The sequence below is a fragment of the Luedemannella helvata genome, assembly GCF_039528415.1.
GTDB classification, from domain to species: domain Bacteria; phylum Actinomycetota; class Actinomycetes; order Mycobacteriales; family Micromonosporaceae; genus Luedemannella; species Luedemannella helvata.
Window position 1 is genome coordinate 154,098 of record NZ_BAAALS010000011.1, and the last position, 12,566, is coordinate 166,663.

General features: G+C 70.7%; 10 protein-coding genes and 1 riboswitch. Of the genes, 2 read left to right on the plus strand and 8 right to left on the minus strand.

Going from position 1 to position 12,566, the window contains the following annotated elements; genetic code table 11:
• Window positions 1-155 precede the first annotated feature (155 nt).
• The 3 genes from ABD191_RS13540 to paaN all read right to left on the minus strand — a co-directional run bounded on the left by ABD191_RS13540 (window position 156) and on the right by paaN (window position 3,782).
• Window positions 156-1,253 carry a hypothetical protein gene (locus ABD191_RS13540; protein WP_344081072.1) on the minus strand — a complete coding sequence of 366 codons (1,098 nt, stop codon included), beginning with the start codon at window positions 1,251-1,253 and terminating at the stop codon, window positions 156-158.
• Between the two features lie 462 nt (window positions 1,254-1,715).
• Window positions 1,716-1,916 carry a cold-shock protein gene (locus ABD191_RS13545; protein ID WP_344081076.1) on the minus strand — a complete coding sequence of 67 codons (201 nt, stop codon included), beginning with the start codon at window positions 1,914-1,916 and terminating at the stop codon, window positions 1,716-1,718.
• Window positions 1,917-2,099: 183 nt separating this feature from the next.
• The gene (paaN, locus tag ABD191_RS13550; protein WP_344081079.1) at window positions 2,100-3,782 is read right to left on the minus strand and encodes a phenylacetic acid degradation protein PaaN; all 1,683 of its coding nucleotides are present in this window, start codon (window positions 3,780-3,782) and stop codon (window positions 2,100-2,102) included.
• A 47-nt stretch (window positions 3,783-3,829) separates the two neighbouring features.
• On the opposite strand from paaN, the gene ABD191_RS13555 reads away from it, so the two are divergent.
• Window positions 3,830-4,297 (plus strand): eCIS core domain-containing protein, encoded by a 468-nt coding sequence (locus ABD191_RS13555; RefSeq protein ID WP_344081083.1) that lies wholly within the window; start codon window positions 3,830-3,832, stop codon window positions 4,295-4,297.
• 659 nt (window positions 4,298-4,956) lie between these two features.
• Here ABD191_RS13555 and thrC read toward each other — a convergent pair.
• Window positions 4,957-6,213: a threonine synthase gene (gene thrC, locus ABD191_RS13560; protein WP_425560715.1), complete on the minus strand. Its 1,257-nt coding sequence runs from the start codon at window positions 6,211-6,213 to the stop codon at window positions 4,957-4,959.
• Window positions 6,214-6,226: 13 nt separating this feature from the next.
• Window positions 6,227-6,357: riboswitch (SAM riboswitch) on the minus strand.
• Window positions 6,358-6,412: 55 nt separating this feature from the next.
• A complete protein-coding gene (locus ABD191_RS13565; protein ID WP_344081086.1) occupies window positions 6,413-7,099 on the minus strand; it encodes a hypothetical protein in 687 nt (228 codons plus the stop codon).
• 65 nt (window positions 7,100-7,164) lie between these two features.
• Between ABD191_RS13565 and ABD191_RS13570 the strand changes: the two genes are divergently transcribed.
• Window positions 7,165-8,109, plus strand: a complete 945-nt coding sequence (locus tag ABD191_RS13570; RefSeq protein WP_344081088.1) for a glucosyl-3-phosphoglycerate synthase — start codon at window positions 7,165-7,167, stop codon at window positions 8,107-8,109.
• 365 nt (window positions 8,110-8,474) lie between these two features.
• Here the strand turns inward: ABD191_RS13570 and ABD191_RS13575 are convergent, their stop codons facing one another.
• The 3 genes from ABD191_RS13575 to ABD191_RS13585 form a co-directional block, all read right to left on the minus strand.
• On the minus strand, window positions 8,475-9,299 hold the full coding sequence (locus ABD191_RS13575) for an ABC transporter permease (RefSeq protein WP_344081091.1): 825 nt from the start codon (window positions 9,297-9,299) through the stop codon (window positions 8,475-8,477).
• Window positions 9,296-12,124 (minus strand): alpha/beta fold hydrolase, encoded by a 2,829-nt coding sequence (locus ABD191_RS13580; RefSeq protein WP_344081094.1) that lies wholly within the window; start codon window positions 12,122-12,124, stop codon window positions 9,296-9,298. Before ABD191_RS13580 ends, ABD191_RS13575 begins: the two co-directional genes overlap by 4 nt.
• Before the next feature lie 78 nt (window positions 12,125-12,202).
• Window positions 12,203-12,562, minus strand: a complete 360-nt coding sequence (locus tag ABD191_RS13585) for a DUF3263 domain-containing protein (RefSeq protein WP_344081097.1) — start codon at window positions 12,560-12,562, stop codon at window positions 12,203-12,205.
• Window positions 12,563-12,566: the final 4 nt, after the last annotated feature.

Sequence of the window (12,566 nt, forward strand, 5' to 3'; positions counted from 1 at the left end):
CTGGCACTCACCCTAGGGGAGTGCCAATCACTTGTTTAGCACTCAGCCTAGTCGAGTGCAAGCGCCCCGCCGGGACCGTAGCCCTCATCACCGCCGAAATGATCAGGGGGTTCGTGCCCGGCCGGGCACGAACCCCCTGATCCATCAGGTTTGCGTCAGGACTGCAGTTCCTGCTGGAACAGCGGCGTCGAGACCGGCGCCTGACGGGCGCGCAGCTGGGCGTAGGTGGGCAGTAGGCCGAGCAGCAGCGCCGCGTATCCCGGGGCCGCGATCAGCTGACCGAAGGCCGCCACAAGCCCGAACGTCAGGTCGTACGTGAAGCCGTAGCTGAAGGCGCCCGCCACGGCGGCGGCGAGCAGGCCGAAGACGAACGGAATGACGTACCCGAAGATCACGAACGGCACGAAGGTCAGCAGGATCTTGCCCAGGTTCGGGCCGAAGTCCGAGTGGGTCATCTGGAACGAGCCGCCGACCGGGTTCACGCCGCGCTGGAACAGGCCGACAAAGCCGAACATGCTGAACGCGAACGCGGCGTAGACACCGGGCAGGTAGCAGCAGGCGCTGCCGATGCCGAACGCGATGCCGGCGACGATCGCCCACGGCCACAGCCGCATGGCCCGCGACGTGCCGAACTTGAAGGCCGCGCCGATGTTGGCGCTCTGCCCGGTGGCGGCCTCCTGGACCAGCGCCCAGGTGCCGGCCGCCCACGCGATCGACGCCACGAACGCCACGCCGACATACGCGAGCAGGAGCACGAAGAGGCCGCCGATCAGGCTGCCGAGGGCGGTGCCCAGGTCGCCGATCTCCAGCACCGAGAATGTCCAGGCGCCAATGGCGAACTGCTGCAGGATGGCGATGACCGCCTGCGGCAGCGCGATGCCCAGGCCGGTGATGATCAGCGCCGACTTCCAGCTGCGCTTCGCGACCTCCTGCAGCTTGGCGAACCAGGTGCTGAAGTCGGGGCCGGCCGGCACCAGCGGGTCGCCGACGCTCTGGTAGCCCGAGGGCACCGCGTACGAGCTCGCGGGCGGCGGTGCGGCGTACCCCGGCGGCGGCGCGGCGTACCCCGGCGGGGGTGCGGCGTATCCCGGCGGCGGCGCTGGTGGCGGAGCGGCATAACCAGGCGGCTGCGAGGGCGGCGGGCCGTACCCGGGCGGCGGCGGAGGATAGTCGCCCGCCGGCGGCGCCGGCGGCGTGATGTTGGTGGGCGGCTCGTACGGATCGTCGGCCGGGCCCTGGGGTGGGTACGTCATGGCATGTGCCTCCGTAGCGTTTGCCGGCGCCCCGCGCCGCCGACAAAGATTGTCAACGCCCGTGAGTGTGATGGTGCGCCGCGATACCTGCAACGACTTGGCGGAAAGGCGCCAGCTCATACACGACATAGTTGCCCGCTCGGAACCGTTCGGCGCCGAACCGGGCAAGATCCGGGCAGGGCGACCGCCAGCCCCACGTACGCGACGAACACGGCGACCTGCGCCACCCGGTACGCCATAGAAAACCAGCAGGACCGAGGCGAACAGGGCGACCAGCGACGCGGGGGTCCACCCGGACCGCGGGAGGTTGGGCACAGAGGGAGGGTGGTGACCACGAACGTCGTCAGCCCGGCGCCCCGGTTAACGACACGGAGCGCTCAGGTGAAGCGGAACCGGCAAAGACGAGGGGCACCGACGCTTGGGGTGAGCGCGGTGCCCCGATCGAGCATCACGGTTCGAACGTCAGATGAGGCGAACCTTCTCTGCCTGCGGGCCCTTCTGGCCCTGGGCGATCTCGAACTCGACGCGCGCGCCGTCGTCCAGCGTCTTGTAGCCGTCCATCTCGATAGCGGTGAAGTGGACGAAAACGTCCTGCCCACCGTCAACCGCGATGAAGCCGTAGCCCTTCTCGCTGTTGAACCACTTGACGGTGCCCTGTGCCACGGTGCACTTCCTCACTTCAACGTACCCCGGCGAAGCGGTCGAATCGCCGGCGGTCGAAACCTCGGCTCGTCCCGGGGGGAACGCGACGTGTCAACCGAACTCGCACGCTACACGAGCAGCGCCCCACGCGCAGCGCCGCAAACCGGACAGTACGCGGTGCCCGGTCTCAGTTCTATGACGGCTCTACGGCCTTGTGCTGTGGCTTCGTGATTGCACTATCCGGAACCGGTTGGCGACAAAGGCACAGTCGGTGAGGCTCGCATTGGCCGCAGGGTTGGCACCGGTCGCGTGGAAGTCTGAAAAAGCCGTCGACTGGTTGACGAAGACGCCGCCCGTGAGGTTGATGGACAGGTGGGTGCCCACGTCGAGCGCGGCACGCGTGACCTCGTCGACCACCTTGTTGTCTGTGCTGTACACCAATGTGGTCAACGCGCCGCGCGCGTTTGTGATGTCACGCAGAATGGCGATGCTGTGCGCAGTGTTCGCGGTCGGCACAATGAACGCGATCGGTCCGAACCATTCCGCGCCATAGGCAGCCGCCGCGTCCGCGTCAAGCATTATCACCAATGGTGTACGCGCCACCGCGTCCGCGAAGTTCGGATGGCGCAGTTCGCGTGAGTCCAGCAGCACCGTCCCGAGGGATCGCGCGCGGTTCACCCTTTCGAGCACGGCTTCGTTGACGATGGCGCCCGTCAACTCCACCGCCCGGGCATCGTCGGCGGTGAGTGCCGCGACCGCGTCGGCGATGCCACGCGACACCTCGTCGAAGCTCAACCGGCCCGACCCGGTGTCGATGCCGTCCGCGGGCACGAGGATCGTCTGCGGCGCCGTGCACATCTGTCCGCTGTAGAGGGTCAGCGAGAACGCCAGATTCCGGCACATGCCGGCAAAATCGTCGGTCGAGTCCACCAGCACGGTGTTGACGCCGGCCTTCTCCGTGAAGACCGTGGCCTGCCGGGCGTGCGACTCCAGCCAGTCGCCGTACTCCGTCGAACCCGTGTAGTCGACCAGGCGTACCCGAGGGTCTGTGGCCAGGACCGACGCGAGGCCCTCGCCCCGCTCCTCGGCCGCCAGCCCGACCACGTCGGGGCTGTGACCCGCCTCGGCGAGCACCTCCCGGGCCACGGCGACCGTGATCGCCAGCGGTAGCACGGCGCCCGGATGTGGTTTGACGATCACGGGGTTGCCGGTGACCAGGCTCGCGAACAGGCCGGGCCACGAGTTCCAGGTAGGGAACGTGTTGCAGCCGATCACGAGGGCCACCCCGCGCGGGACAATGTGGAACTCCTTGGCCATGCGCAGCGGGTCGCCCTTGCCGGCGGGCTTGGTCCACGTCGCCGTGCCCGGGATCTGGGTCATCGCGTCGTAGGCCACCGCGATCGCCTCCAGCGCGCGGTCCAGGGCGTGCGCGCCGCCCGCCTGGAACGCCATCACGAAGGCCTGCCCGGTCGTGAACTGCACGGCGTACGCCAGCTCGAAGATCCGCTTGTGCAGCCGGTCGAGGATCTCCAGGCACACGCCGACCCGTTCCTCGGGGCCCGCGTCGCGCCACCGCGGCAGCGCGTCGCTCGCCGCCCGGAGCAGCGTCTCCGCGTCCGCGTGCGGGTAGGCGACGTTGAGCTCGATGCCGTACGGGCTGCGCTCCGTGACCACCCGGCCCGCGCCCGGCTGGTCGAGCGGGAAGTCGGCGTCGAGGTAACCGCGGAACGCCGCCTCGCCGCCGGCGGCGGCCGTGTCGCCGTACACCCGCGGGCTCGGCGACTCCGGGAACGCCGACCAGTAGTCCCGGGTACGCAGCGCCTCCCGCGCGCCGTCCAGGCGGTCACGGTGGCGGTCGAACAATGCGGGCGCCGTTGCCTGCGTCATCCCGCCATCATGCCTCGTGCGGGGGTTCGCGTGGCACCCTTGGTCGCATGGCCCCCCGCCACGCGGCGCGCGCCGCCCTCACGTGGGTCAACGGGACGAGCCTCGTCGCGCTCGCGATCTGCGCGGTGGCCCGGGTCCGCCCGCGGCGCGGCCCGTGCGGGGTGCTGATCGCCACCGGGTACCGGCTGCCCCTGCCCGCCCAGTCGTGCTTCACGGTCGGTTCGGTGATCTTCACCCGGCGGTCGGCGGGGTTCCTGGAGGATTCCGCGCGCCGGGAGCTGCTGGCCCACGAAACGCGGCACGTCACCCAGTACGCGATCCTCGGGCCGCTGTTCTGGCCCGCGTACTGGCTTTCGTGCGGGTGGTCCTGGTGGCGGACGGGCACGTACGGCGCGCGGAACCCCTTCGAGCGGCACGCCGGGCTGGCGGCGGGCGGCTACCGCGACGCGCCGACCTTGGGGCGGACACGCGCGCTGACGGCGCGCCTGCGACCGGCTCGCCGCCGCCGACCCTGACCCGCCGGGCTGTTGCGGCCTGCGGGCGCGCTAACCGCCAAAGTGCGCACCTTGGAGGCCTCGGGCACGCGCGAAGCCGCCAAAGTGCGCACCTTGGTGCTGCCGGGGGCGCGCTAACCGCCAAAGTGCGCACCGTGGTGGGCTGGGGGGCGCGTGAAGCCGCCAAAGTGCGCACCTTGGTGCCGGGGGCGCGCTAAACCGCCAAAGTGCGCACCGTGGTGGGCTGGGGGGCGCGGGAAGCCGCCAAAGTGCGCACCTTGCAGGGGGTGGTCGCCCAGGTGGGCTCTGGCGGGTGTCGGAAGGGGTGCGCGAGTCGCGGCTCAGCGTGGATCATGAGCGCACAAAAACGGCGGGTGCCCCGATCGAATCGGGGCACCCGCCGGACGTTGGTCGGGAGGATCGCACGCGCCGAGGCCTACGCACCGGAACTACACGCCGCCGGCCAGCTCCAAACCGGACTGTCGGTTGCGCGGCGGTGAACCTCCCGCGCAAAGCATCCTGCGCCTCTCCACCAGCACCGTCAAGGGTTTCCAGCGTGTTGCTTCACCGTTGCTAGCTGGTTTGGTTACCGTCAGTTACGTTCTGGCGGTTGCGATTCGCATTTTGCAAGCACCGCGCGTTGACGTGAACACTACTCATCGTAGGCGCGTCCGAAAAAATCATCCGATCAGGTGAGCCTCGCGCGCCGCTTTGAGGGATGGCCTGATGTTGTGCGTGGGCCCGACGAGTCCCTCGATCGCGTCCAGCGTCTTGAGACCCTCGCCCGTGTTGAAGACGACCGTCTCCGCGGTCGGGTCCAGCTTGCCCGTGCGTACGAGCTTGCCGAGCACCGCGGTGGTCACGCCGCCGGCCGTCTCGGCGAAGATGCCCGTCGTGCGGGCCAGCAGGCGGATGCCGGCGCGGATCTCCTCGTCGTCGACGTACTCCATCCAGCCGTTCGTGCGGCGGACCGACTCCAGCGCGTACAGGCCGGCGGCCGGGTCGCCGATGTTGAGCGACTTGGCGATGCCGGTCGGCTTCACGGGGACGATGTCCGAGGCGCCGTTGTGCAGGGCCACCGCGATCGGGTTGCAGCCCGTCGACTGGGCGCCGAACACGCGCCAGCCGCCCTCCGGCGCGGTGGCCAGGCCGATCTCCACCAGCTCGGCGAACGCCTTGTCAACCTTGGTCAGCAGCTCGCCGGAGGCCATCGGGATGACGACCTGCGCGGGAATGCGCCAGCCGAGCTGCTCCGCCACCTCGTACCCGAGGGTCTTGGAGCCCTCGGCGTAGAACGGGCGCAGGTTGACGTTGACGAAGGCGGTCTTCTCGAACTCGTCCGTCTCGGTGAGCTCGGAGCACAGCCGGTTCACGTCGTCGTACGAGCCCTGGATGGCGACCACGTCCCCGTCGTAGACGGCCGTGGTGAGGATCTTGCCGGCCTCCAGGTCGGACGGGATGAAGACCATCGACGGGACGCCGGCACGGGCGGCGTGCGCGGCCACCGAGTTGGCGAGGTTGCCCGTGGAAGCGCAGGCGAAGCGGGTGAAGCCGAAACCCTTGGCGGCCGTGAGGGCCACGGAGACGACCCGGTCCTTGAAGGAGTGCGTCGGGTTGGCGGAGTCGTCCTTCACCCACACCGTGCCGGTCATGCCGAACTCGTCCGCGAGCGCGTCCGCGCGTACCAGAGGGGTAAGACCCGGATCCAGGGTGACACGCGCCGCGGCGTCCTGACCCACGGGCAGCAGCGGGGCGTACCGCCACATGTTGTTCGGACCGGCCTCGATGTCGGCTCGCGTCACCTGGGCCAGCGCGGCCGTGTCGTACCCGACCTCAAGCGGGCCGAAGCACTCGTAGCAGGCGTGCTGAGGGCGCAGCGGCGCCTCCGTGCCGCAGTTGCGACAGACGAGGCAGCGGGCGGCTGAGGATGCACTCACGATGATGGTCTCCTTCTCATCTTTCCCACGCCTTGCGTCATCGTGGGCCGGATTTGGCACCTGCCCGGGCGGCGCTTCGTCGCGCGCTCGCGGGTGGTTGCCGGGGCTTCATCGGGCCGTTCCCTCTGCCCCTCTGGATGAGTTATTCAGTTGTCGTGCGCAGGCACGTGCCGCCGATTCTACGGGGTCGCGCCGGTATTTACGACGTGGCCTCCGACGCCTTGGGCAGCGGCTTGAGCGGACCGCCCGGGTCGGCGGTGGACACCGGGTCCAGGCACGAGCGCTGCGCGGTCGCCGTCAACCAGGGCATATCGTCCACGACGGGGACGTCCAGCTCCTCCTCGCGGGACTCGCCATCCACCTGTACGGTCGCGAAGATCTGCTCCTCCGTCGGGTCGGCCGAGGCGATCGCTGTGCCACACGTCACGGTGAACCGCCCGACGATCACGGCGGACTCGCCCGGGCCGAGCGTGACCGAGCCGCCGTCCGGCACCTGGTCGTCAAGCTCGAAGCCCGCGTTGTTCTCGCCGGCGGGCACCAGGCCGACGGACTTCGCCGCGACCCCGGGCGGCGCCAGGATGCGCGCCTTCGTCACCGTGATGGGCTTCGTGGCCGCGTTCGTCACGGTGACACCCACCGTGATGGTGTTCTTGGCGCCGATGGTGGACCGGAAACCGCCGGGAGTCTCCAGGGCCTGCGGCGGCAGCGTCTCCAGGCCGCTGGGCCGGGTGAACCACCACACCGCGCCGCCCGCGAGCGCCACCACGACGAGCACGACGACGATCCGCAGCGTCCAGGCCACGGGTCGCTTCTCGTCCATGCGGCGCTTCGGCCGCGCGCGGCGCTTGCCGATGTTGAGGTTCTCTTCGGGTGCCCACGCGTCCACGAGTTGGCACGCTAGACCTCACGCCTCCCGTTGACCAGTCCGCCCCACCGGTTAGCGTGGAGGACGTGCATGACGCGGCGGCGCGGTGGTTCCTGGCCCGCACGTCGGCCGCCGGCGACTGGGCGGTCGACCAGCTGATCGACGCGAAGGGCGACACCACCGTCAGCGTGGTCCTGCCGGCGCTCGACGAGGAGCCCACCGTCGGGATCATCGTCGCCGGCGTGCGCGAACTCGCCGAGTCGACGGGCCTGGTCGACGAGATCGTCGTGATCGACTCCGGCTCCGCCGACCGGACGGCCGAGGTCGCCGCGGCGGCCGGCGCGACCGTGCACCACCGCGACGACGTGCTGCCCGAGTGCGGCTCGTTCGCCGGCAAGGGCGAGGTGCTGTGGAAGGCGCTCGCCGTCACGCGCGGCGACCTCCTCGTCTACGTCGACGCCGACCTCACGGACTTCGGCGGGCACTACATCACCGGGCTGCTCGGGCCGCTGCTCACCGACCACACGGTCGGCCTGGTCAAGGCGTTCTACGACCGGCCGCTGCTCGACGTGTCCGCCGCCGGGGGCGGCCGGGTCACCGAGCTGCTCGCCCGGCCGTTGCTCAACGCGTACCTGCCGCACCTCGCGGGCGTCGTGCAGCCGTTGGCGGGCGAGTACGCGGCCCGGCGCACCCTGCTGGAGCGGCTGCCGTTCGCGGCCGGGTACGGGGTGGAGACCGGCCTGCTCATCGACGCGGCCGAGCGCTTCGGGCTCGACGCCATCGCCCAGGTCGACCTCGGTCAGCGCACCCACGGCCACCAGGACACCGCCGCGCTGGGCCGGATGGCCGCGACCATCCTGCACACGGTCGCCCGCCGGGTCGCTCCGGACCGCCGCCCGTGGCCCACCCTCACCCAGTTCACCCGCGAGGGGGGAAGGGTGACGCCACGCGAAACGGAGATCGACCTCCCGGACCGCCCCCCGATGCTGTCGATCCCGGAGTACGCGGCCACCCGCCCTCTCCCTGCCTAGGGCGCGGCAAGCATCCGCGCGTCGCGTCCCGCTCGCCAAAGTGCGCACCTTGGCGGCTTCGGCGGCGCTGGATGCCGCCGTAGTGCGCACTTTGCCGCGTGGAGGCCGGCGATGCCCCCAACGTGCGCGCCTCGTCGCGTCGTCGCGTCGTCGCCCTGGCGCCTCGCCGACTCGCGTTGACGTTTGGGCGGTTCCGCGTGTATCCGTGCGCGCCATTACACGCGGAATCGCCCAAACGTCAGGCCGAGCGCGCGGGCGGGCGGTGCGGAGCGAGCGCGCGGGGCGCGGGGCGGAGCGCGGGCGGGGCGGTGCGGCGGGGCGCGGGCGGGGTGGTGCGGCGGGGCGCGGGCGGGCGGCGGGGCGGGTTAGCTTGTTATGTCCTTGCGGGTGAAGCGGTAGAAGGCGATCGCGAAGAGGGTCGTGGACATCGCGAGGGCGACGATCGTGCCGCGGACCAGTTCGTCCGTCTGGACGGGCGTGCCGAGGAAGCCCAGCCACGCGTTCGCGTAGTGGGTCGGCAGCAGGTTGCGCAGCGCGCCGAGGGCCGTGATCTGGTCGAGGATGCTCGACAGGATCTGCAGCACGACGGCGCCGCCGACCGCGCCGAGGGGCGCGTCCGTGAGCACCGAGAGCAGGAAAGCCAACGATGCCACGATCAACAGCATGATCGAGATGTACCCGACGGCGCCCATCAGCCGGAGCAGCCCTTCGCCCGCCGACAGTTCGTCGGCGATCGTGGAGCGCAGCGGGTGCCAGCCGTAGCGCAGCGTGCCGGCCACGAGCGCGGTGCCGACCAGCAGCAGGATGGCGAACCCGGAGTAGAGCAGCGCGACGATGAGTTTCACGCCGAGCAGGCGGCCGCGCGGTACGGGGATGGCCAGCAGGTAGCGCAGGCTGCCCCAGTTCGCCTCGGACGCCACCGTGTCGCCGTGGAACAGCGCCACGACGACGACCAGCAGGAACGACATGGAGACCAGCAGGACGAACAGCGAGAAGTTCAGCCCGCCCGCGGTGGCCAGGCTGACCAGGCTGCCGAACGCGCCAGGTCCGTTGTCGTCGTCGCCGTCCCCGCCCAGCTCGAAGGCGCCCAGGACGATCAGCGGCAGGATGACCATGAAGGCCAGGGCGAACCGGGTACGCGGCCGGCTGGCCTGCCGGCGCAGTTCGGTACCGACGGTGAAGGTGTTCATCGCTCCCCGCTCGCTCGGGTGTTGCCGCCAACCAGGCTCAGGAACGCGTCCTCCAGGCGCCGGCGCGGTACCACGCGGTCCACGCCGACACCGGCGCCGACGAGCGCGCTCACCACGTCGGCGCGTGAGGTCCCGTTGAGGTCCACGACGAGCCCGGAACGCCCGTCGCGGTTGACGGACCGGACGGCTGCCAGCGATGCCAGCACCTGTTCGGCCGCCGGTACGTCGGAGACCTCGAACTGGGCGACCGGGGAGTCGCCCACGATGTCGGCCACCTCGCCGCTCGCCACGATCTCGCCCTTGTGCATGACGACCACGTGCGTGCAGGTCTGCTCGACCTCGGCGAGCAGGTGCGAGGAGACGAGCACGGCCCGGCCGTCGCGGGCGTACTCGCGCAGCACCTTGCGCATCTCCGCGATCTGGGGCGGGTCCAGCCCGTCCGTGGGCTCGTCGAGGACGAGCAGTTCGGGCAGGCCCAGCATGGCCTGCGCGATGGCCAGCCGCTGTCTCATGCCGTGGGAGTACGTGCGGACCTTGCGCTGGACGGCGTCGCCGAGGCCGGCGATCTCCAACGCCTCGTCGAGGTGTGCCTCGGCGTCCGGGCGGCCGGTCGAGCGCCAGTACAGGCGCAGGTTCTCGATGCCGGACAGGTGCGGCAGGAAGCCTGGCCCTTCGACCAGCGCGCCCAGGCGGCTCAGGACGGGCGCGCCCGGGGTGAGCCGGTGGCCGAAGACGAGCACCTCGCCCTTGGTCGGGCGGGTCAGCCCCATGAGTACCCGCAGGGAGGTGGTCTTGCCGGCGCCGTTGGGCCCGAGCAGGCCGACGACCTGGCCGCGTTCGACCGTGAAGTCCACCTGGGCGACGGCCACGAAGCCGTCCGCGTACTCCTTGCGGAGGCCGCGCACGACGAGCGGCGTGTCCGCGTACTCGTCAATGACCTTGATCTCGGCGTTGTGGCGCCGGCGGCGCGCGACGAACAGCACCACCGCGAGCCCGACCGCGAGCGTCGCGACCAGGCCGGCCAGCAGCCACCGCCACAGGGTCTCCTGCGTGGCGATCGGGGTGCCGGTGACCAGCGGCAGGCCGATCGTGGAGCGGTCGTCGACGCCGACGCCGACCGTGTAGACCGCCGGTTCGGCGGGGGTGGCGAAGCCCTGGTCGGTCGTCGAGATAGTGATCATCAGCCGGTGCCCGGCCTCGAACCGGGCGGCGATCGCGGGCAGGGTCACCGTGACCGGGGTGGCCTTGGCGATGTCGGCTTGCAGGCCGGTCAGGCGCACGGGCGCGACCAGGCCGAACGGCAGGCTGGCCCCCGACGACGGGTCGACGTCGTAGAGCTTGACGAACAGGACCGCCTCGCCGGTCGGTGACGCCGCGCGGATGGTGACCGTCGGGGTGCCGAGCACGTCGAGGGTGCCGGTCAGCGGCGGGGAGAGGAAGTCGGCGTGCTGGCCGGGGATCTCCAGGGAGATGCCGCTGATCAGGCTGGACAGGCTGCTCGCTCCGGGGATGGTGGACATGGCCGCGGGGGTGCCACCGGGCGGGTTGAAGATCTGCTGGGGCTTGCCGGCCACGTCGACGGCCGTGTTCCCGGTGCCGCCGAGGCCCGGGTACCGCTCCACCGAGAACGCCGAGGTCGTGGGGCGGCGGTTGGAGCTGCTGGTGTTGAAGCCGGTGATGCGCGAGTAGGTGAACTGGGAGTCCGGCACGTCGCCCTTGCCGCGCAGGTAGTGGTCGAGCCACGTCAGGGTCAGGTAGCGGCCCCGGTCGGAGTCGGCCTGCGGCCCGGCGCCGCCGTCGTGACCGCCGGTGAACCAGTCGACGTGCACGGGCGTGCCGTTCGCGGCGATCCCGCGCGCGTTGGCGTCCGCCTCGGTCAGCGGGAACAGCGAGTCGGCCTGGCCCTGGATGAGCATCGTCGGCGCCTTGATCCGGTCGAGGACCGAGGTGGGGCTGGACCGGCGTAGCAGCGCCAGGTCGGCCTCGGTGGCTTTGCCGGTGGCGGCGATGCGCAGGTACGTGTCGCAGATGTCGCGGGCGAAGTTGCCACAGTCGGGGCTCGTGCTGGTTGTGCCGGTCTCCGGCATGCGCGGCTGGTCCTCGTCGTCGCCGCGGCCGATGCCCGCCAGGGCGCCCGCGAGGCCGCCGCTTGCGGTGTTGCTTCCGCTGGAGAAGAACACGCCGGCCCACTGCTTCTTGAACACCCCGGCCGTGGGCGGTTGGCCGGTGGCCTCGGGCAGGAACGCCTTCGACAGGTCGTTCCAGGTGATCATCGGGACGATCGCGTCGACGCGGGGGTCGTGGCCGGCGAGCAGCAGGGCGAGCGCGCCGCCGTACGAGCCGCCGACGACGCCGACCTTGGGGTCGCCGGTCGGGTCCTTGAGCACCTCGGGCCGGGCCGCGAGCCAGTCGACGAGTGACCTGGCGTCACGTACCTCGTAATCCGGACTGTTCAGGTGGATCTTGCCGGTGCTGCCGGAGAAGCCCTGGGCGGTCCAGGTCAGCACGGCGTACCCGGCGTTCGCCAGGTCCTCGGCGTCCGCGCGCATGCTGCGCTTCGTGCCACCGAACCCGTGGGCGAGCAGGATCGCGGGCACGGGGTTGTCGGCGTCCGCGCCGTCGGGCACGAAGAATGTCGTGTCCAGCGTGACGGGTTCGTTCCCCGCCGGCCCACTCATCACGTTCAACAGGGCGTCACGCGCCGTGTAGTTCTTCGGCGCCGGCCAGGCCGCCCAGGTGATCAACGCGCCCAAGCCTGTGAGCAGCGCTAACCCGGCCGCGACCCGCCGGCGGGTGAATCTGATCGAGGGCAGCCCAAAACGCATGGGCACCACGCTACGACGCGATTGCCAGCGCCGCCTCGGTGGTTTCCCCCAATCAGGATTTCGTGACCTTCGGTCCCCTCAGCGGCGGTTGCGGCTGCGTTGCCGGGTGGCTCGCAGCCGGCGTAGGCGCTTGACCAGGGCGGGGTCGTGACTCAGTGCGGCCGGGTTGTCGAGCAGCGCGTTGAGGGACTGGTAGTAGCGCGTCGGGGAGATGTTGAACTGGTCCCGGATCGCCTGCTCCTTGGCGCCCGCGTAGCGCCACCACTGCTTCTCGAACGCCAGGATCTCCCGCTGTTGGTCGTTGAGGGCCGGCCCGGTCTCGGCGGGAGCCTCGGGCTCCACATCGGTCGGCCAGTCGAGCTCGTCATCAGTGCGTTGGATACCAACCCGGGGAAGGCGATCGATGTCCAGACCCTGTTCTGTGTCTGCGGCATCCATAAGA

Excerpts from the sequence above, each read along its gene's own strand:
- ABD191_RS13540 (WP_344081072.1), bottom strand. The coding sequence starts at position 1,253 with ATGACGTACCCACCCCAGGGCCCGGCCGACGATCCGTACGAGCCGCCC.
- paaN (WP_344081079.1), bottom strand. The coding sequence starts at position 3,782 with ATGACGCAGGCAACGGCGCCCGCATTGTTCGACCGCCACCGTGACCGC.
- ABD191_RS13555 (WP_344081083.1), top strand. The coding sequence starts at position 3,830 with ATGGCCCCCCGCCACGCGGCGCGCGCCGCCCTCACGTGGGTCAACGGG.
- ABD191_RS13575 (WP_344081091.1), bottom strand. The coding sequence starts at position 9,299 with ATGAACACCTTCACCGTCGGTACCGAACTGCGCCGGCAGGCCAGCCGG.
- ABD191_RS13580 (WP_344081094.1), bottom strand. The coding sequence starts at position 12,124 with ATGCGTTTTGGGCTGCCCTCGATCAGATTCACCCGCCGGCGGGTCGCG.
- ABD191_RS13585 (WP_344081097.1), bottom strand. The coding sequence starts at position 12,562 with ATGGATGCCGCAGACACAGAACAGGGTCTGGACATCGATCGCCTTCCC.